Genomic DNA, 19,055 nt, shown 5'->3' on the forward strand with positions numbered 1-19,055 from the left:
GATCCCAACAAGAATTCAGATGAGGTTGCCCATGCCCACTTACCGTTCCCGCACTACCACTGCCGGTCGCAATATGGCCGGTGCCCGCGCCTTGTGGCGTGCCACTGGCATGAAAGATGACGACTTTCAGAAACCAATCATTGCCGTGGCCAATTCCTTTACTCAGTTTGTGCCGGGGCATGTACACCTGAAGGATATGGGGCAACTGGTGGCTCGTGAGATCGAAAAAGCCGGTGGTGTCGCCAAAGAGTTTAATACCATTGCGGTGGATGATGGTATTGCGATGGGGCATGACGGCATGTTGTATTCCCTGCCCAGCCGTGACTTGATAGCTGACTCAGTGGAATACATGGTGAATGCTCATTGTGCGGATGCACTGGTGTGTATTTCCAACTGTGACAAGATCACCCCCGGCATGTTGATGGCCGCCATGCGCCTGAACATTCCGGTGATTTTTGTATCCGGTGGCCCGATGGAGGCCGGTAAAACCAAGCTCAGTGAACACGGTCTGGATCTGGTGGATGCCATGGTGATTGCTGCTGATGATTCAGCTTCTGATGAAATGGTTGCTGAATACGAACGCTCCGCCTGCCCAACCTGTGGTTCCTGCTCCGGCATGTTCACCGCCAATTCAATGAACTGCCTGACCGAAGCTCTGGGTTTGTCCTTACCCGGCAACGGCACCACCCTGGCCACCCACTTGGATCGCCGCCGCCTGTTTGAAGAAGCGGGGCAGCGCATTGTTGAGCTGGCCAAGCGCCACTACGAGCAGGATGATTATTCGGTATTACCACGCGCCATTGCCAACAAGGGTGCTTTCTACAACGCCATGGCGCTGGATATTGCCATGGGTGGCTCGACCAACACCATTCTGCACCTACTGGCATTAGCGCAGGAGGCAGAAGTCGATTTCACCCTGACCGACATAGATCAGCTATCCAGAAAGGTGCCACAGCTCTGCAAAGTCGCACCCAACACCCCAAAATACCATATCGAAGACGTGCACCGTGCCGGTGGCATTTTTGGTCTGCTGGGTGAGCTGGATCGTGCCGGTCTGCTGGATACCAGCCTGCCCACCGTACACAGCAAAACACTGGCAGAAGCACTAGAGACCTGGGATATCCTGCGTAAACCCGCACCGGAAGTGCTGGAGTTTTACCGTGCAGGCCCTGCAGGCATTCCCACGCAGCACGCCTTTAGTCAGTCCACTCGCTGGAACACCCTGGATGGTGATCGTGAAAACGGTTGTATCCGCAATCTGGAACACGCCTTTTCCAAAGAAGGTGGTCTGGCAGTACTTTACGGTAATCTGGCTGAAGACGGTTGTGTGGTCAAAACCGCTGGTGTAGAAGATGAGCTGCTGGTATTCCGAGGCACAGCCCATGTGACCGAGTCTCAGGATGAGGCCGTTGCTAACGTACTGGAAGGCAAGGTCAAGGCTGGTGACGTAGTGATTGTGCGTTATGAAGGCCCAAAAGGTGGCCCCGGTATGCAGGAAATGCTTTACCCAACCAGTTACATCAAGTCCAAAGGGCTGGGTAAGTTGTGCGCCCTGTTAACCGACGGACGTTTTTCTGGTGGTACTTCCGGCTTGTCCATAGGTCATGCTTCACCGGAAGCCGCTGCCGGTGGTGCTATTGGTTTGGTACAAAATGGTGACTCCATCCTGATCGACATTCCTAATCGTCGTATTGATGTGGAAATCAGTGATGAAGAATTAGCCAAACGCCGTGCCGAGCAGGACAAAAAAGGCTGGAAACCAGCCAAGCCACGTGAGCGCAAAGTATCTGCGGCACTCAAGGCTTATGCCATGCTGGCCACCTCGGCTGACAAGGGTGCAGTTCGTGATCTCAGCAAACTGGATTAAACCCCTGTTATACCTCCTGTCAGCAGCCTGGCTGCTGACAGGTTGCAGCAGTAATCCACGTTTTGAGGAAGCCCAGCAGGCCAGCATCTGGGTTTGTGATGGCACGGATATCATGGAAACTCGGCAGCTAGGTCAAGCCCTTTGGCTGCAGCTGCCACAATCGGATGAATGGTTGTTGTTAACTCAGGCACGGGCTGCTTCCGGTAGTTTGTATCGGGATGAACAAGGCAGTAGTTTCTGGAATCAGGGCAACAGAGCCAGGGTTGAAACCCCGCAGAAAACCTGGCTGCGTTGCCAGCTGGAACAAAGTGGAACTGCAGGAGAGCTGGACGTATTTTATATTCCCGGTACCGACCATTCACCGGAAGCACTGACGCTGCGTGCCACCGGACACAACCCCCGCTGGACGCTGGAAGTTCGGCAAAATGGCAAGGCGGTGTTGTTGCAAAACTTCGGGACTCGCAGTGTCCAGTTCAAAGGTGTTAAACAGGTACACCAGGATATGATCGAACGGCGTTATGAGGCTATGGATGATCAGAATCGCCTGATGCGTTATCAAGTGGATAATGTCTTGTGTATCGAAGTGGGTAGCGGGGAGCCTTTTCCGCATCGTGTTCGGGTTGAATATCAAAATCAGGAATACCGGGGTTGCGGTCAGAGTTTTTAAAGGCTAATCTAGCCGTACAAATTGATTCCTTTACACCCCTGCAACCTTTGTTGCGGGGGTGTCTGTTTTTATGAGGTAAAAACCTTTTTTGGGGTGAAAACTATGGTTGCCAAATTACACCTGTTGATGAATGAGCTGGATCACGCCCGTTTGGAGCGTCTGCTCGAAAAACCCGAATATGCCAAAATGCCGGTTGCTGAAGCACTGGTTGAGCGCCTTGAAAATGCGGACGTTGCTGACCCAAAAGACATTCCGTCCGATCTGGTCAGTATGCACAGCCGTGTGCGTTTTCGTGATTTAAAAGCGGATGTACAGTTGGAAAAAGAGCTGGTATATCCCCACAACCTGAACCCTGAAGCCACAGATCAGTTATCGGTACTGGCACCACTGGGTGCTGCACTGCTGGGTGCTCGTGTTGGTCAGGAAGTTCACTGGCAGTTGCCAAACGGTAAAGATGCAGCGCTGATGGTCGAAGAAATCCTGCACCAGCCAGAAGCCGCTGGTGAGCTGTTTCGCTGAATGGCACATAAAGTTGATTTACTTTCACAGTGAACCGTCGCCTGAACAAACAGCTGTCACTCTCGGATCAAGCCCCCCTTTTGATGGTGGCCTTGCTTTCATAGCTGCTCTTCATTACGGCTTCTAAGTCCAAAGCCCACACAAAGGCTCAGCCATCTCGCACATACTGACAATATAGCTCTAACCTTTTGGTTGGAGCTTTTGTCAAGGTATAAAATGGTCAACCAGCAGTTTTTGGTCAAATCCGGCTTTTCAGCTTGTTCTAGGACAAGGTTATTCCATAAAAAGTAAATTTAGCGTACTGTTTATGTGATTTTTGACCGGCACATTAAATTTAATCATCAAGGAAAAGGAAAGAGTAGATGAGTAGATCAGTAAACACCCTAGCAATCCTAGCCTCATTATTGGTAGCAAACTGTCTGTACGCACAAGAAACAAGTTCACGTGAATTCACCTATCTTCAAGTCGGCATTGCAGTCATGAATTTTGATGAAGATATTCAGCTTGATTTGCGCAACAGCACAGTAGTTTATGAAGGACTCTCTGGCATCAACCTTTCCGCCTCATGGCAACCAAATGATCAAGCATTTATTTTCCTTGATACCTACAGTGTTAATAACTCTGGCTACAACACTGAGCTCAGCTTCTTTGATATGTATTTAGGCGCTGGCTTTCTTTTTCCTTTAAGCCAGGATGCATCAACACAGTTTGTAGGCAAAGGCTTTATCGTTGGCAGGACATATGAAGCATGTATTTATGGATTCTGCGCTGAAATTGATGATGACGGTTTTGGAATTGAGGCGGGTATTCGCCATAGTTTTTCGCCTGTAGCTGCAGTAGACGTAGCATGGCAGCATCTTGCACTTGATGAGTCTGGATCGGTATTCCGAATCGGTTTACATTTAGGTGGTAAAGGACACGGCTTTTATGGTGACTTTAAACTTTATGATGATGCCAGCATGACTACGTTAGCTTACCGCTACACTTTTTAAGCTTCCTTTCAAATATCTCATTGATTGAGCCGGTTACTCCGGCTCTTTTGATTTTGAAGACCCATCTCTATCAAACCGGCAGCAGCAGCTCCACCTGCAATCCTTGTTTACCATCGGTGCGCGCTTTTAATTCCAGACGGCCACCTTCTCTTTGCATCAGATTGCGAGCAATGGACAAACCCAGACCACTGCCTCCGGTTTCCTGTGAGCGGGAGTTTTCAATTCGATAGAAGGGTTCAAAAACTCGATCCAGCTCTGTTGCCGGAATTCCCGGCCCTTCATCCACAATACGGATACAGGCATGGGCATGCTGCTGATCCAGTGTCACTTCCGCACTCTTGCCATATTTTAAGGCGTTATCTATCAAGTTCTGCAGGGCACGCTTGATGGCCTGACTGCGTCCTCGATACAAGCAGGCAATGTCAGTCAGGTTAAAATACACCGCCTGTCCCTGATCGGCATAATCATCACACAGGCTCTGAATCAAAGCACCCAGATCAAAGTCAGATGGTTTTTCAGAGCTGCTGCCCCGCACAAAATCCAGCGTAGTTTCTGCTAACTGCTGCATATCCAACAGGCTATCCAGCAGCCGTTGTTTATCTTCACTGTCTGGCAATAATTCTACCCGCAGGCGCATGTGAGTCAGTGGAGTGCGCAGATCATGCGACAGAGCCGCCAGCAGCCTGGCTCGTTCCTCCAGCTGTTGCCCCACCTGCTGTTGCATCTGGTTGAAGGCATGAATAACCTGCTGTAAATCTTTCGGCCCCTGTTCTACAACCGGTTGACTCTCTCCACGGGCAAAACGGCGAGCAGCTTCTGTCAGGGATTTTAAGGGTTTGACCAGATTCCGAACAGAAAGGATAACCACCAGAGCAACCAGTAGTGCAGTGACCAGCAGGCTGATCCAGATACGGCCTGACCAAGGAGTGGGATGTTCAGGAGTGACCACCTGCAGGTTTAGCCAGCGGTCACTAGCCAGTTTCAGGCTGGCTTCCAGACGCGGCTGACACAAGTGCCAGTTGCGCCGCCGTTCTTCCCGACCCGGACGATTGGCCTCCTCCGGTGTATCACAAGCTGGATGATTGGGAGATATAAAACGGAAAGCAGCCTCAGGGCGGGGTTCTGGTAGCGCCATCATCAGGCGCTGATGCAATCTTGAGGTTAGGGTACTGCTGTCGGGTGTCACCAGCGGTTGTTCATCCAGACTGAAATTTTGTCCCGGAGTTGATACGGCCAACAACAACTGCAAACGGGCGGATTCAGGTAGTTCTCTGACCAGCTCATAGGTGGTGATCAGCTTCTGTGAAACCTGCCGCAGGTTAGCTTCGTGCAAACGCTCACGCCGTTCATCTGCCAGAATCCAGAAGCTGATCAGCTGACCAACCAGCAGCGCCAGCAGAATCAGTAGAATCAGTTGCCCGGCTAGACCTCCCGGCCACAGGCGGCGTAAACCCTTCATTCATCAACTCCATAAGTGCCTGCAACATCCACAACATCCGCGTTGAACTGGTAACCACCACCCCAGACGGTTTTGATCAGTAGTGGGTTTTTGCTGTCCTGTTCAATTTTTCTGCGCAAACGACTGACCTGATTATCTATGGCGCGATCAAAAGCCTGAGCTTCACGCCCGGCAGTTAAATCCAGCAGTTGATCACGACTTAGCACCCGTCGAGGATGACGCAAAAACACCATCAACAGGCGGAACTCTGCTGTGGACAAGGCCACTTCCAGCAAGCCGGTATTTTGGGGGTTCTGAACAAACAGTGAGCGCCGGTCAGTATCCAGCACCCAGTCAGCAAAGCCGAGTTTTTTACCTTCTTCCGGTTCTCTGGTTTCCGGCAGGGTTTGACTGCGCCTTAATACCGCCTTGATGCGTGCCAGCAGCTCCCTTGGATTAAAAGGTTTGCTGACATAATCATCCGCACCAATTTCCAGCCCCAGTATCCGATCCATGTCTTCACCCCGGGCGGTCACCAGAATCACCGGCAGGGCAGGGTGATGCTCGCGCAGAAAGCGACACAGACTCAGACCATCTTCACCCGGCATCATGATGTCCAGCAGCACCAGATCCGGCAGTTGGGTTTTTACTATGCGGCGCAGCTCTTCACCCGAGGCAGCCAGACTGACTCTCAGCCCTTGCTCTTTTAAGTAACGTGCCAGCAGTTCACGGATATCTCGGTGATCATCCACTACCAGAATATGGGGAATCGAATTCATCAGCTCACTCCAGATCGATTGAATCCACAGTATACAAACAGCAGCAAGGGAATAACGTCACAAATCATCTCAGAATGGGGTTCTGACAGACTTTGCGACACTTCTCCTGGTTACAGAGATTCTTTTGCGACATTCGCAGGCTTAAATGGTGTCACTGCCTCCTGATATTCAGGCGCGGCATCACACCAATGGGGAAAACCCGCAAGGAGAAAGATGATGAAAAAACTAACTCTGCTGACACTCAGCCTGGCTTTGTTATTGCCGATAGCCGCCACTGCTGCTACTGAAAACAACTGTGAGCGTGGTGGCAAATTTGCTGGTCACCGGGATCGTGCCCAGATGCAGCAGCAACAGCAAGATCCTCTGACCTTGCAGGAAATTGAAGTGCTGGCTCAAGCTCAGGCCTTAAGAAGGGTAGGCACAGGTGCAACCGCTGAGGTCACGCCTGTGAATGAAGGCGGATATCTGATTACCATCAAAAGTGCCACGGGTGAAACGGTTCAAAGTTACCAAGTCACTGAAAGTGGCAGACCGGAATCCAGGCACCAGCACCGTAAGGGTGCCATGCCTGCATCCTGATCCTGTTTTGGTGCTGAGAAGTTAATCAGCCGTCAGCATTGATTCGTGTAATGATTGCCTGTAATGCCGCTTCTGCCTGTTCATTTTCGACCTGGCAGGTGCCGGCATTCAGGTGACCACCACCACCATAATCCAGACACAACTCACCCACATTGGTGTTGGAGCTGCGGTTGAGGATGGATTTACCCACCGCAAACACTGTGTTCTGCTGCTTAAGGCCCCACAACACATGAATCGAGATATTGGTTTTTGGGTAGAGGGCATAAAGGGTAAAGCGGTTGGTGGCATAAATGGTTTCTTCATCACGAAGATCCAGCACCACCAGATTGTCATACACCTTGGCACATTTCTGAATTTGCTGACGTGCTTTGCTGTCGTGCTCAAAGTACAGGTCGGTACGCTCTTTGACATCAGGCAGTTTCAGGATGTCATCAATGCTGTGATCACGGCAATAATCAATCAGCTGCATCATTAACTGGTAGTTGGAAATACGGAAATCACGGAAGCGACCCAACCCGGTGCGAGCATCCATGATGAAGTTCAGCAGTACCCAGCCTTCCGGGTTTAATACTTCATCTTCGTTGAACTGGGCAGCATCCCCCTTGTCCACCGCTTCCATCATGTCATCCCAGCGTTCCGGGAAGGCTGTATGTCCACCGTAGTACTGCCACACCACTCTGGCTGCAGAGGGCGCTTCAGCATCAATGATGTGGTTTTCTGCGCGGTTTTCATTACGCAGGGTTTCACTCAGGTGGTGGTCAAACGCCAGATAACAGCCGGGAACATAAGGCAGGTTAGTGGTGATGTCCTGCGAACCAATTTCAATCTTGCCGTCCTGCATATCCTTCGGGTGCACAAACTGGATATCATCAATCAGATCCAGATGTTTCAACAAGGCCGCACAAACCAGGCCATCAAAGTCACTGCGGGTCACCAGACGGTATTTTTCTGACATAAAGACACTCCCGGTAAAAATATTGAATCGATTAAGTTACACTGGGTTAAAAATAGCATTCTTGTCAGCATTTCTAAAGTGATATCAGGGGTTTTTCCATCATGAACCAAGCGCTCAACACCGTTGCCAATCACTCACCGGAAGCCATCCACCTCAAGGATTATCTACCACCGGCCTTTCTGGTCAGCCAGGTGGATTTGTGTTTTAAACTGAGTGATCACCATACCAGGGTTCTGGCTCGTCTGCAGTTACAGCGTAATCCCGCTCATCCGGATAAAAACGCACCCCTGGTGCTGCAAGGCCAGGATTTAAAGCTACTTTTATTAAAGCTGGATGACCGAGTGTTAAGCACAGAGGATTACCAGCTAACTGAAGAACACCTCACGCTGACCGGAATACCGGAGCAATTCATACTGAACAGTGAAGTTGAAATTGATCCGGCCAGTAATACCGCGCTGGAAGGCCTGTATTTATCCAGTGGCAATTTCTGTACCCAGTGTGAGGCGGAAGGGTTCCGCCGTATCACTTTTTATCCTGATCGCCCCGATGTGCTGGCGCGTTTCACCACACGTATTGAGGCAGATAAAACACGCTTTCCGGTGTTGTTGTCCAACGGTAATCCTATCGCACGGGGTGAGCTGGAAAACGGTCAGCATTTTGTCAGCTGGGAAGATCCCTTCCCCAAGCCCTGTTATCTTTTTGCACTGGTTGCTGGTGATCTGCATCCAGTCAAGGACACCTATACCACCAGCAGTGGCCGGACAGTGGCACTGGAAATCTGGGTGGAAAAAGAAAACCTGCATAAGTGTGACCATGCCCTACGTTCTCTGCAGGCGGCGATGCGTTGGGATGAAGAAGCTTATGGCCGTGAATATGATCTGGATATCTACATGATTGTGGCGGTGAATGATTTCAACATGGGTGCCATGGAAAACAAGGGGCTGAACATTTTTAACTCCTCCTGTGTGCTGGCTGACCACCGCAGTGAAACAGATATGGCCTTTCACCGGGTTGAAAGTGTGGTAGCACATGAGTATTTTCACAACTGGTCAGGTAACCGTGTCACCTGCCGGGATTGGTTCCAGCTGTCACTGAAAGAAGGTTTTACAGTCTTTCGTGATCAACAGTTCAGTGCTGATTTAAACTCTGCTGCAGTGGAGCGGATTCAACAAGTCAGTATGTTACGCACGGCACAGTTTGCCGAAGATGCTGGCCCCACCGCTCACCCGGTTCGCCCAGACAGTTATATCGAAATCAACAACTTTTATACCCTGACCATTTATGAAAAAGGTGCTGAAGTGGTGCGGATGCTGGCTGAACTACTCGGCCAAAAAACCTTTCGCCGGGGCGCTGATCTGTATTTTGAGCGTTTTGATGGACAAGCCGTCACGGTAGAAGATTTTGTGGCCTGTATGGCCGAGGTTTCCGGTTTGGATCTGAGCCGTTTTATGCTCTGGTACAGTCAGGCAGGTACTCCGCGAGTCGATGCATCCGGGGTATATGACGCTGCAGCCGCAACCTACACTCTGACCCTGAAACAACACACCCCCGCCACTCCCGGTCAGGCCACCAAACAGCCCTTGCTGATTCCGATCAAAATTGGTCTGGTTGGCCCTTCCGGTCAGGATCTACCGATGGAAGTAAACGGTGAGTTGTGGGGAACGGAGCGGGTTATCCAACTCGGAGAAGAGGAGGCCAGTTATACCTTCCATCACCTGAACAGTGAACCGGTGCCTTCTTTGTTGCGTGGTTTTTCTGCACCTGTGCGTATGAGTTTCCCGTACAGCCGTGAACAGCTGGCCTTTCTGATGATCCATGACAGTGATGGTTTTAATCGCTGGGATGCCGGTCAGCGACTGGCATTACTTGCCATTCAGTCATTGATTAAACAACAGCAACAAAGCCAACCGATGGAGCTGGACGCAGCGCTGATTGAAGCTTATCACCACCTGCTGGACTCACCAATCACAGACCCGGCGATTCTGGCCGAAATGCTGCAATTACCATCCGAGGCTTATATTGCAGAACAGTATGACTGTGTGGATGTGGATGCTATTCACCTCGCCAGAGACTATGCCCGCAAAACCCTGTCGACCGCTCTTTATTCGCAGTTTCTTGCCATCCATCAGCGTTTTACCACCGGCAACAGTTGGTCGGCTGATGCAACAGAAGTGGCCGCTCGTCGCCTGAAAAACACCTGTCTGCACTGGCTGGTTGCCACGGATGAGCCAAGGGCGCTGCAACTGGCACAACAACAGTTTGAGCAGGCCGATAATATGACGGATCAACTGGCGGCATTGATCTGCCTGGCTCATGCCGAGGATATTGCCACGGGTGATCCGGCACTTAAATCTTTTGCCCTGCAGTGGGCACATGACCCACTGGTGATGGATAGCTGGTTCAGCGCTCAGGTCACTCGTCCCCATCCCGATGCGCTGGATCGTGTGGTACAGCTACTACAACACCCAGCTTTTTCGATGAAAAACCCCAACAAGGTGCGTGCTGTGATCGGCGCGTTTGTGAATCAGAATCGCCATAACTTTCATCGCCGTGATGCCGCCGGTTACCAACTGCTAGCCGACAAGGTGATCGAACTCAACCGTATGAATCCCCAGATTGCAGCCCGGCTGGTGATCCCGCTGACACGCTTTCAGCGAATGGATGATTACCGCAAGGGGCTGATGAAAAATGAGCTGGAGCGAATTCGCAAAGAAAAACTCAGTCCAGATTTGTTTGAGATCATCAAAAAAGCCCTGGAGTAACGGAAGGGTTTGCGCAGATTTTGCTAAAGAGATTAATACAACAAGGGGTGCTGAGCACCCCCTTTTTATCTTTTACTCGCTGGCTTCTGCTAGCTTGGCTTCCAGCTCACCCATCAACTGAGTGATGGATTGAGCCGATTTGCCGGTTTCATCGGCCAGTTCTTTCACCTGATCGGCCACTACCGCAAAACCACGTCCGGCTTCACCGGCACGAGCTGCTTCGATACTGGCATTCAGACTGAGCATTTTCAGAGTTTTCAGAACCTGCAGAATCTTCTGAGTCTGGCTGATGATCTGGTTACTGGTACCACCCACATCTTCCATTTTTTTACGACGCTCACCTTCTTGTGCTTTGCGATCATTGATATCGGCAATGATGCCTTCCAGATAGGCCGCTTCGCCCTGGTTATCCAGCACTGCACCGCCGTGCTCATTCACCCATTGCACTGTTCCATCAGCACGTTTGATACGATAATCTACATTCCAGTTGGTTTTGCTCTTGATGGCCTGCTCAATAGCAGCATCCAGCCGAGCTGTATCATCCTGATGAATCAATGACATATAAGAAAGACGCTGATTACCCAGCAGGTCTTTTTCTGAATAACCTGTCACTTTTTTGACCGCGCCGGCAATATTGACCATGGTAAAATTCTTATCGCTGCGGCAGCGATAAAGAAAACCATTCATCCGGTTGGCAATACTTTCATAAATCATGGCTGTATCATCAGCAGCGTTATAATCCAAATCCTGCTGGTATTCTTCTGAACTCATGGCAAAAGGACCTTCTCAAGTGAGAGTTAAATCTGTGACTGAATGTACACTTATCCCGTGATAACAGCAATCCCGAAACAGCCTGATAACAGCTGGATCAGACCGGCACAGTGGTTAGCACTGATTAGCATGAGTGCAGATCACCTTGCCCGTTATTTACAACCCGGTAACATGGATTATTACTGGCTGGCAGCGACGCTGGGGCGAGCGGCCTTTCCTTTATTTGCTGCAATGCTGGCCTGGCATTTACTTTTTAACAGCCAAAATCCAGGACGTTACACCCTGCGTATTCTGCTGATTGCACTGCTGGCTCAGCCATTTTATGCACTGATGATAGGCCTGCCCATGACTTACCTGGCATTAAATGTCTGTTTTACGCTGGCAGCAGGATTATCAGTCGGTTGGTTGCTTAAAACAGCACTCTACTCATCTTCAGCACAAACCCCACTCTGGCTAAACACTCGATGGTTGCTGGCTTTGGTTGCTGCAGGATTGGGTGCCTGGCTGGTGGCTCCCTGGGTGGACTATGGTATGACCGGCATACTGTTAGTACCGGTATTGCTGTTGTTTTTTTATGCCTCTGACCCAACACAAGTTCATCGTCCTGGTTTATTAATCACCAGTCTGTTGTTATGTGGCTGGCTGGGTATCGGTTTAAACACCAGCGGCTTACCCACACTCAGCACACTGTTAGCCCTGGGGTTGCTGCTGCTGATGGCCAACCAGTCCAGCAAAATTCAGGCATTCAGCCAAGCATTACCCACCTTGCCACGCTGGTTGTGGCTGGGGTTTTATCCGGGGCATTTGTTGTTGATTGTTATGCTTTCACATGCCGTCCGCCATTAAGTGGCAGGATGGCACCCGTCATATAGGGTTGCTGCAACAGATAATCCACGGTGCTGGCCAGCACCGTGAATCCCGGTTCAACCCCCAGAGGGGATTTAGCCAGGGTTTTGCTGCGGTAAGTGGCATCATCCCCTTCATTAAAAGCCAGCAATGCCGGTGAAATGGCATTCACCTTAATTTGTGGTGCAAAACGACTGGCAAAAGAGAGCGTCAGGTTTTCCAGAGCTGCTTTGCTGGCAACATAAGCGGCATGGTGATCAGAACCCCGTCGCACCACATCATCGGTGATATGAATAATATCCGTCATCTGCCCACTGTGTTCTGCGCCAGCCAGCAGCAAAGGCTGCAGCCCAAGATTGATTAGAAAGGGAGCCTGCTGGTGCACCTGAAACATCTGTCGAAACAACGCAGCGGCAGCTTCGGGTTGTTCAGCATCAACAGCCCAGTCAGATGCATTGTGGATGATGGCGCGGAGTGTGGATGTCTGCTGTTTTACAGCAGCAATCAGCGCAAAAATCCCTGCATCCGTGGCAAAGTCTGCGGGCAAGGCAATACCACCCAGCGCAATCAGTTCATCCACACCCGCTTTATGGCTGCGGTAAGTAAAAATCACCGCTTGCCCCTGTTGCAACAGGTGTTTTGCCAGGTGCAAACCACCACGCTGGGCTGCACCGGTAATCAGAACTGCTGGGCTGGACATAGGTTATAGGTTCCTGGGGGCATAAGCATGAACATCACTCTGCAGGGCACCGGGCAACATACCACGACTGATCAGCAGATCTTCAACCACGTACACCATGGCGGGAGAACCACTGATGTACCCCTGCACCTTCGCAGCTGAGTCCGCTGCCGCAAAGTCGGCCGCCAGTACATCGGTAATTCTGCCAACTCTGCCTGTCCACTGGGCATCAGCCAGTTCGAGCAACGGAATCAGATGGAAATTGTTATGTTGTTTTGCCCAGCTTTCTGCCAGCTCCAGATCATACAAACCAATACGGTTCTTGGAGGCCCAGTAAAAAGTCACGGGTGATTGCCAGTTTTGTTGCCACAGGGCTTCGATCATCGCCTTGATCTGGGCAAATCCGGTTCCGGCAGCCACCAGCATCAAGGGACGATCAGCACCTTGCAAAAAACATTTACCGGCGGGCAAACGCAGGTTCAAGGTGTTGCCCGGATGCAGGCGGGCAAAAAGCTGTTCGGATTTTTCCCGCCCAGGTAAGTACTGAATATGGAGTTCCAACTGACTGGAGCCGGGGGCGCAGGCAATGGAAAAAGCCGACCAGCTGTCCGGGGTCACTTCGATTTCGAGGTATTGTCCGGCAGCAAAAACCACCGGGTGATCCAATTGTAGAAACACCCGATCCACGTCATGCCCCAGACGTTCCACACTGTTTACTTGTGCAGCATAGATTGCTTGCTTCATCCTTTGCCCTTTTTAGTTCAGATATTGACTTCAGGAATCCAGTCCCAGTTGATCCCAGATAGAATCAACACGATTTTTTACTTCATCCGTCATGGTAATGGCGGTACCCCATTCACGATGGGTTTCACCCGGCCACTTGTTGGTGGCGTCCATCCCCATCTTGGAGCCTAACCCGGATACCGGGGAGGCAAAATCCAGATAATCAATGGGGGTGTTTTCGATTAATACCGTATCCCGCGCCGGGTCCATGCGGGTGGTAATCGCCCAGATCACATCCTTCCAGTCACGGGCATTCACATCATCATCAGTGACTATGACAAACTTGGTGTACATAAATTGCCGCAGAAAGCTCCAGACACCCAGCATCACCCGCTTGGCATGGCCTGGGTACTGCTTTTTGATAGTCACCACTGCCATACGGTAAGAACAACCTTCCGGCGGCAGGTAGAAATCGGTGATTTCCGGGAACTGCTTTTGCAGGATCGGTACAAACACTTCGTTCAGTGCTACACCTAAAATGGCCGGTTCATCCGGTGGTCGTCCGGTATAGGTGGAATGATAGAGGGCATCTTTGCGGCGGGTAATACGCTCCACGGTAAAGACCGGAAAGTGATCCACTTCATTGTAATAACCCGTGTGGTCACCAAATGGTCCTTCCTGTGCGGTTTCGCCGGGTTCGATATAACCTTCCAGCACAATTTCTGCTGATGCCGGTACGCGCAGGTCATAACCGATGGATTTTACCAGTTCAGTTTTGGTGCCACGTAACAACCCGGCAAAGGCGTATTCAGACAGGGTATCCGGCACCGGAGTCACGGCACCCAGAATAGTGGCTGGATCTGCACCCAGTGCTACACACACAGGGAAACGCTGGCCGGGGTTTTCACGGCAGAACTTCTGGTAATCCAGTGCGCCACCACGATGTGCCAGCCAGCGCATGATCAGTTTGTTTTTACCGATCAACTGCTGGCGGTAGATACCCAGGTTTTCACGGCCTTTTTTCTGATTCTGGGTGATCACCAGCGGCCAGGTGACCAGGGGTGCAGCATCACCCGGCCAGCAGTGCATGATGGGCAGTTGATATAAATCCACTGCATCACCTTCCAGCACCACTTCCTGACAGGGTGCTTTACTCAGCACCTTGGGGTTCATGGTCAGGACTTTCTTGAAAATCGGCAGTTTTTCCCAGGCATCTTTTAAACCCTTGGGTGGATCAGGTTCTTTAAGAAAGGCCAGTAGTTTACCGATTTCACGCAGGGCGTCGGTGGATTCGGCTCCCATACCCAGCGCCACTCGTTCGGTAGTACCAAACAGGTTGGCCAGCACCGGCATCTTGTGGCCTTTGGGATTTTCGAACAGGATCGCAGGGCCACCCGCACGCAGGGTGCGATCGGCGATTTCAGTCATTTCGAGATAGGGATCAACTTCCTGAGTCACCCGCTTTAACAGGCCACGGGCTTCCAGCTGGCTGATAAAGTCACGCAAATCCTTGTAAATCATCGGGATTTCAGACCTCTTGGTGTGCAAAAGGCAAGCCTTTCGGGCTTGCCTTAAATTCTCTCCCAGCGTGCCTTACGGGGCTGGTGCCTGCTCAGCAGCATGAGTCTACGAATACAGCGATTACTTCCGCTTCATTGCCTCAAAGAACTCCATGTTGGTCTTGGTGTCTTTCAGACGGTCGACCAGGAATTCAGTAGCAGCAACATCTTCCATCGGGTTGAGCAGTTTGCGCAAAATCCACATACGCTGCAGCTCTTCTTCGGTAGCCAGCAGGTCTTCACGACGGGTACCGGAACGACGGATGTTGATGGCTGGATAGATGCGTTTTTCCGCCACTTTGCGATCCAGGTGCACTTCCATGTTGCCGGTGCCCTTGAATTCTTCAAAGATCACTTCATCCATCTTGGAACCAGTATCCACCAGTGCCGTGGCAATGATGGTCAGGCTACCGCCTTCTTCGATGTTACGTGCGGCACCAAAAAAGCGCTTGGGTTTTTCCAGTGCATGGGCATCAACACCACCAGTCAGTACCTTGCCGGAACTGGGCACCACGGTGTTGTAGGCACGAGCCAGGCGAGTGATGGAGTCGAGCAGGATGATGACATCCAGCTTGTGCTCAACCAGACGCTTGGCTTTTTCGATCACCATTTCAGCCACCTGAACGTGACGTGCCGGTGGCTCATCAAAGGTGGAAGCAACCACTTCGCCACGCACGGTGCGCTGCATTTCGGTGACCTCTTCCGGGCGTTCATCAATCAGCAGCACAATCAGATGGCATTCTGGATTGTTGCGTTTGATGGAGTTGGCCACGTTCTGCAGCATCATGGTTTTACCGGCCTTGGGTGGTGAAACAATCAGGCCGCGCTGCCCTTTACCAATTGGAGAAACCAGGTCAATGATTCGCGCAGTGAGGTCTTCGCTGGAACCATTGCCCACTTCCATGACCATACGCTGATCAGGAAAGAGGGGGGTCAGGTTTTCAAAAAGGATTTTGTGTTTGGCGTTATCAGGGCGATCAAAGTTGATGGAGTCAACTTTCAGCAGGGCAAAATAGCGTTCACCTTCTTTGGGTGGCCGGATTTTACCGGAAATGCTGTCGCCTTTGCGCAGGTTAAATCGGCGGATCTGGCTGGGAGAAACATAGATATCATCAGGGCCAGCCAGGTAGGAAGAGTCTGCGGAACGCAGAAAACCAAAGCCATCCTGCAATATTTCCAGCACACCATCACCGTAGATGTCTTCACCGCTTTTGGCATGACGCTTGAGAATGCCAAAGATGATGTCCTGTTTACGAGTACGGGCAACGTGCTCAATGCCCATCTCGTTGGCGATGTCCATTAATTCGGGAACGGATTTCTGCTTGAGTTCGGTCAGATTCATGGGTTTTATATTGGTGATCTTGCCAGAGGTAATGTCCGTTAAGGCGGAGTGTAAATGCGTTACCGGGCTTGCACACAAGAATAAGAGACTGAGCTTGTTACTGCTGATTGCTCTTTCTGATTGGTTGCTGTTGAAGCATTTGGGGCAGGCCGGCATTCCGTAACAGTCGCAGCTTGCGAGGTGATGCGGAAAGGCAAACAGTAAAAGCTGGTGCAAATGTTGCTTTAACTGCACCAAGCAGCGCTATCTTGCCTGATACTGAACCCACGCGCAAGACTTTAATCCGTGTTTTACGCGAGGTTTTGAGCAGGCTCCAATATCAGAGATTACTGTCTACAAAGGCAGTCAGTTGAGATTTAGATAGGGCGCCTACCTTGGTTGCCGCAATCTCGCCACCTTTGAACAGCATCAGTGTGGGAATGCCGCGAATGCCGAATTTGGCCGGGGTGTCGGTGTTTTCATCAATGTTCAGTTTGCAAACGGTCAGGCGACCCTCATACTCACTGGCCACTTCTTCCAGAACTGGGGCAATCATCTTGCAAGGGCCACACCACTCAGCCCAGTAGTCAACCAGCACAGGCAACTCCGACTTAACAACATCATCTTCGAAGTTGGCATCACTGGTGTTGAGGATATTGGAACTCATCTTCTACTCTCCATTAGGGGCGAACTAGTCAATTCAATGTCGAGTATCATAGCACCGTCCAAAGCTCACCTAAAGACTGAAAAATATAATCTTCATACTTTTGATGCTATCTTTGCCACATTCTATTACTCAATCTTGCTGATGGATCATTTTATGCTTCAAGAACAGCCTCCTGAAGGCGCTCTGCTGGCCGCTCTGGATCTTGGCTCCAACAGTTTTCATCTATTGCTGGCTCGTAAAATCAAGGGTGAACTGAGCTTGCTCAGGCAGATGGGCGAAAAGGTGCAGCTGGCCGCCGGCCTGGATGAAAACAACTGGCTGCATGAATCAGCACAACAACGAGGGTTGGATTGCCTTCGGCTTATGTCGCCTTTTTTGCAGGGCATGACTGAAAATCAGGTACGGATAGTCGCCACCAACGCCTTGCGAGCGGCTCACAATGCTTCAGAGTTCATTAGCCGTGCTGAAGCCATTCTGGGTTTTCCAATAGAAATTATTGCAGGACGGGAAGAAGCCCGTCTTATTTATACCGGTGTGGTCAACACCAATCCCAATGCTGAAGGTCATCGTCTGGTAGTGGATATCGGCGGTGGCAGTACCGAGTTTATTATCGGAGAAGGGCGGGAGCCCCTGCTGCTCGAAAGCCTGCACATGGGTTGCGTCAGTTATGCCAACCGTTATTTTAATGGTTCGGAAATCACCGAAAGGCGTTTTCATAGAGCACGCATGGCGGCACTCAGTGAGTTGTTGCATATTCAGCAGCCCTTTCGCAAACTGGGCTGGACTCAGGCGCAAGGCAGTTCCGGTACTTTAAAAGCCCTGTCGATGATTATTGGTAAAGGTGAATTTGCACCCATTACTCCCGCCGCCCTGCTGGAGCTGGAAAAAGATCTTCTTCTCGCTGGATCAGCACAACACTGGACAGTTTACGGCATACGCCCGGATCGAGTGCCGGTTATTCCTGCAGGTCTTGCCATCACCTCGGCGTTTTTTGAAGCACTGGGTATTGCAGAAATGCACTATTCTGCCGGTGCACTGCGAGAAGGGGTGCTTTATGAACTGCTGGGAAACGGCACCGATGAAGATATCCGCGAACGCACGGTGCGTTCCTTGCTGGAGCGTTTTCAGGTTGATCCGGGACAGTCGGGCATGGTGACCACTGCGGCATTACATGCACTGAATCAAGCCGCTGAGATCTGGGGTCTGGCTGCACCCAAGTGGAGCAGCAAGCTGGAGTGGGCAGCCAAACTGCATGAGATTGGCTTGAGTGTCGCTCATACCCAGTACCATAAACACGGTGCTTACCTGATGCGTTATGCCGATCTGGCCGGTTTTACCCGCCTGCAGCAACAAATGCTGGCGGTGTTGATTCGTGCTCATCGCCGTAAATTCCCAGTAGCTGAATTCAAGGTGTTTGCACCAGATGATCAACTGAAGTTACAACGTCTGGCGCGTTTGTTGCGTCTGGCGGTATTGTTACACCACAGCCGCCCGGAAACCCCGTTGCTGGATTTTCGGCTGGAGATCAACAATTCCACCACCCGCGAAACCCTTAACCTGCATTTTGCTGAAGGCTGGCTGGAACATCAGCCACTGCTGAAGGCCGATCTGGAACAGGAAGCCAACTGGCAGGCCGCAGCTGGATTTGAGCTAACATTCAGCTAGAATCGAGTAGGAGGGGGAGTTACCTCCCCCGTCCTCTCACACCACCGGGCGTACGGTTCCGTACCACGGCGGTTCATGCGGTACATTTGAGCTGACGGTAACCATCCATCAGCGATATCAGTCCCAGTTTATCAAACAACTTCTTCGGCAACGCCTGATTTAAGTGTGACCAAAATGCGCGACAAGCCCCGTACTTTTAGTGCGGGGAAGGATTCAGCCGAGAGCTAGTCAATCGCTCCGGTTTGATTGTGGTGGGCAATGTTTCT

At 51.1% G+C, this 19,055-nt stretch carries 17 protein-coding genes; 8 read left to right on the plus strand and 9 right to left on the minus strand.

Annotated features, from left to right (window positions below):
• Window positions 1-31: 31 nt before the first annotated feature.
• The 4 genes from ilvD (at window position 32) to IBX50_RS09500 (ending at window position 4,045) form a co-directional block, all read left to right on the plus strand.
• Window positions 32-1,867: a dihydroxy-acid dehydratase gene (ilvD, locus tag IBX50_RS09485; RefSeq protein ID WP_292255352.1), complete on the plus strand. Its 1,836-nt coding sequence runs from the start codon at window positions 32-34 to the stop codon at window positions 1,865-1,867.
• Entirely contained in the window at window positions 1,845-2,534 is a 690-nt protein-coding gene (locus IBX50_RS09490) for an MliC family protein (protein ID WP_292255353.1), read from the plus strand. Before ilvD ends, IBX50_RS09490 begins: the two co-directional genes overlap by 23 nt.
• Window positions 2,535-2,636: 102 nt before the next feature.
• Window positions 2,637-3,053, plus strand: coding sequence for a nucleoside diphosphate kinase regulator (gene rnk / locus IBX50_RS09495; RefSeq protein WP_292255356.1), 417 nt, complete (start codon window positions 2,637-2,639; stop codon window positions 3,051-3,053).
• A 362-nt stretch (window positions 3,054-3,415) separates the two neighbouring features.
• Window positions 3,416-4,045, plus strand: a complete 630-nt coding sequence (locus IBX50_RS09500) for a hypothetical protein (protein ID WP_292255359.1) — start codon at window positions 3,416-3,418, stop codon at window positions 4,043-4,045.
• Window positions 4,046-4,115: 70 nt separating this feature from the next.
• Here the strand turns inward: IBX50_RS09500 and IBX50_RS09505 are convergent, their stop codons facing one another.
• Both IBX50_RS09505 and IBX50_RS09510 read right to left on the minus strand, forming a co-directional pair.
• Window positions 4,116-5,504, minus strand: a complete 1,389-nt coding sequence (locus tag IBX50_RS09505) for an ATP-binding protein (RefSeq protein ID WP_292255361.1) — start codon at window positions 5,502-5,504, stop codon at window positions 4,116-4,118.
• Window positions 5,501-6,262: a response regulator gene (locus tag IBX50_RS09510; protein WP_292255362.1), complete on the minus strand. Its 762-nt coding sequence runs from the start codon at window positions 6,260-6,262 to the stop codon at window positions 5,501-5,503. Before IBX50_RS09510 ends, IBX50_RS09505 begins: the two co-directional genes overlap by 4 nt.
• A 213-nt stretch (window positions 6,263-6,475) precedes the next feature.
• On the opposite strand from IBX50_RS09510, the gene IBX50_RS09515 reads away from it, so the two are divergent.
• The gene (locus IBX50_RS09515; protein ID WP_292255364.1) at window positions 6,476-6,841 is read left to right on the plus strand and encodes a hypothetical protein; all 366 of its coding nucleotides are present in this window, start codon (window positions 6,476-6,478) and stop codon (window positions 6,839-6,841) included.
• A 25-nt stretch (window positions 6,842-6,866) separates the two neighbouring features.
• On the opposite strand, the gene IBX50_RS09520 is transcribed toward IBX50_RS09515, so the two are convergent.
• On the minus strand, window positions 6,867-7,796 hold the full coding sequence (locus IBX50_RS09520; RefSeq protein ID WP_292255365.1) for an exopolyphosphatase: 930 nt from the start codon (window positions 7,794-7,796) through the stop codon (window positions 6,867-6,869).
• Window positions 7,797-7,897: 101 nt separating this feature from the next.
• On the opposite strand from IBX50_RS09520, the gene pepN reads away from it, so the two are divergent.
• Entirely contained in the window at window positions 7,898-10,558 is a 2,661-nt protein-coding gene (gene pepN / locus IBX50_RS09525) for an aminopeptidase N (protein WP_292255367.1), read from the plus strand.
• A gap of 72 nt (window positions 10,559-10,630) precedes the next feature.
• Here pepN and IBX50_RS09530 read toward each other — a convergent pair whose 3' ends face one another.
• On the minus strand, window positions 10,631-11,329 hold the full coding sequence (locus IBX50_RS09530; protein ID WP_292255368.1) for a methyl-accepting chemotaxis protein: 699 nt from the start codon (window positions 11,327-11,329) through the stop codon (window positions 10,631-10,633).
• A 129-nt stretch (window positions 11,330-11,458) separates the two neighbouring features.
• On the opposite strand from IBX50_RS09530, the gene IBX50_RS09535 reads away from it, so the two are divergent.
• Entirely contained in the window at window positions 11,459-12,175 is a 717-nt protein-coding gene (locus IBX50_RS09535; RefSeq protein WP_292255369.1) for a TraX family protein, read from the plus strand.
• On the opposite strand, the gene folM is transcribed toward IBX50_RS09535, so the two are convergent.
• The 5 genes from folM to trxA all read right to left on the minus strand — a co-directional run bounded on the left by folM (window position 12,147) and on the right by trxA (window position 17,124).
• Window positions 12,147-12,875 carry a dihydromonapterin reductase gene (folM, locus tag IBX50_RS09540; protein ID WP_292255371.1) on the minus strand — a complete coding sequence of 243 codons (729 nt, stop codon included), beginning with the start codon at window positions 12,873-12,875 and terminating at the stop codon, window positions 12,147-12,149. The genes IBX50_RS09535 and folM overlap by 29 nt on opposite strands.
• Before the next feature lie 3 nt (window positions 12,876-12,878).
• Window positions 12,879-13,598 (minus strand): FAD-binding oxidoreductase, encoded by a 720-nt coding sequence (locus tag IBX50_RS09545; protein WP_292255372.1) that lies wholly within the window; start codon window positions 13,596-13,598, stop codon window positions 12,879-12,881.
• Between the two features lie 30 nt (window positions 13,599-13,628).
• Window positions 13,629-15,098, minus strand: a complete 1,470-nt coding sequence (ubiD, locus tag IBX50_RS09550; protein ID WP_292255374.1) for a 4-hydroxy-3-polyprenylbenzoate decarboxylase — start codon at window positions 15,096-15,098, stop codon at window positions 13,629-13,631.
• Between the two features lie 120 nt (window positions 15,099-15,218).
• Complete coding sequence (rho, locus tag IBX50_RS09555; protein ID WP_292255376.1) at window positions 15,219-16,478, minus strand: transcription termination factor Rho; 1,260 nt, start codon at window positions 16,476-16,478, stop codon at window positions 15,219-15,221.
• A 319-nt stretch (window positions 16,479-16,797) separates the two neighbouring features.
• On the minus strand, window positions 16,798-17,124 hold the full coding sequence (gene trxA, locus IBX50_RS09560; RefSeq protein WP_292255377.1) for a thioredoxin TrxA: 327 nt from the start codon (window positions 17,122-17,124) through the stop codon (window positions 16,798-16,800).
• A 153-nt stretch (window positions 17,125-17,277) separates the two neighbouring features.
• On the opposite strand from trxA, the gene IBX50_RS09565 reads away from it, so the two are divergent.
• Window positions 17,278-18,789 (plus strand): Ppx/GppA phosphatase family protein, encoded by a 1,512-nt coding sequence (locus IBX50_RS09565; protein WP_292255378.1) that lies wholly within the window; start codon window positions 17,278-17,280, stop codon window positions 18,787-18,789.
• Window positions 18,790-19,055: the final 266 nt, after the last annotated feature.

The organism is Marinospirillum sp. (genome assembly GCF_014859565.1).

Excerpts from the sequence above, each read along its gene's own strand:
- ilvD (WP_292255352.1), top strand. The coding sequence starts at position 32 with ATGCCCACTTACCGTTCCCGCACTACCACTGCCGGTCGCAATATGGCC.
- rnk (WP_292255356.1), top strand. The coding sequence starts at position 2,637 with ATGGTTGCCAAATTACACCTGTTGATGAATGAGCTGGATCACGCCCGT.
- IBX50_RS09500 (WP_292255359.1), top strand. The coding sequence starts at position 3,416 with ATGAGTAGATCAGTAAACACCCTAGCAATCCTAGCCTCATTATTGGTA.
- IBX50_RS09505 (WP_292255361.1), bottom strand. The coding sequence starts at position 5,504 with ATGAAGGGTTTACGCCGCCTGTGGCCGGGAGGTCTAGCCGGGCAACTG.
- IBX50_RS09510 (WP_292255362.1), bottom strand. The coding sequence starts at position 6,262 with ATGAATTCGATTCCCCATATTCTGGTAGTGGATGATCACCGAGATATC.
- IBX50_RS09515 (WP_292255364.1), top strand. The coding sequence starts at position 6,476 with ATGATGAAAAAACTAACTCTGCTGACACTCAGCCTGGCTTTGTTATTG.
- IBX50_RS09520 (WP_292255365.1), bottom strand. The coding sequence starts at position 7,796 with ATGTCAGAAAAATACCGTCTGGTGACCCGCAGTGACTTTGATGGCCTG.
- pepN (WP_292255367.1), top strand. The coding sequence starts at position 7,898 with ATGAACCAAGCGCTCAACACCGTTGCCAATCACTCACCGGAAGCCATC.
- IBX50_RS09530 (WP_292255368.1), bottom strand. The coding sequence starts at position 11,329 with ATGAGTTCAGAAGAATACCAGCAGGATTTGGATTATAACGCTGCTGAT.
- IBX50_RS09535 (WP_292255369.1), top strand. The coding sequence starts at position 11,459 with ATGAGTGCAGATCACCTTGCCCGTTATTTACAACCCGGTAACATGGAT.
- folM (WP_292255371.1), bottom strand. The coding sequence starts at position 12,875 with ATGTCCAGCCCAGCAGTTCTGATTACCGGTGCAGCCCAGCGTGGTGGT.
- IBX50_RS09545 (WP_292255372.1), bottom strand. The coding sequence starts at position 13,598 with ATGAAGCAAGCAATCTATGCTGCACAAGTAAACAGTGTGGAACGTCTG.
- ubiD (WP_292255374.1), bottom strand. The coding sequence starts at position 15,098 with ATGATTTACAAGGATTTGCGTGACTTTATCAGCCAGCTGGAAGCCCGT.
- rho (WP_292255376.1), bottom strand. The coding sequence starts at position 16,478 with ATGAATCTGACCGAACTCAAGCAGAAATCCGTTCCCGAATTAATGGAC.
- trxA (WP_292255377.1), bottom strand. The coding sequence starts at position 17,124 with ATGAGTTCCAATATCCTCAACACCAGTGATGCCAACTTCGAAGATGAT.
- IBX50_RS09565 (WP_292255378.1), top strand. The coding sequence starts at position 17,278 with ATGCTTCAAGAACAGCCTCCTGAAGGCGCTCTGCTGGCCGCTCTGGAT.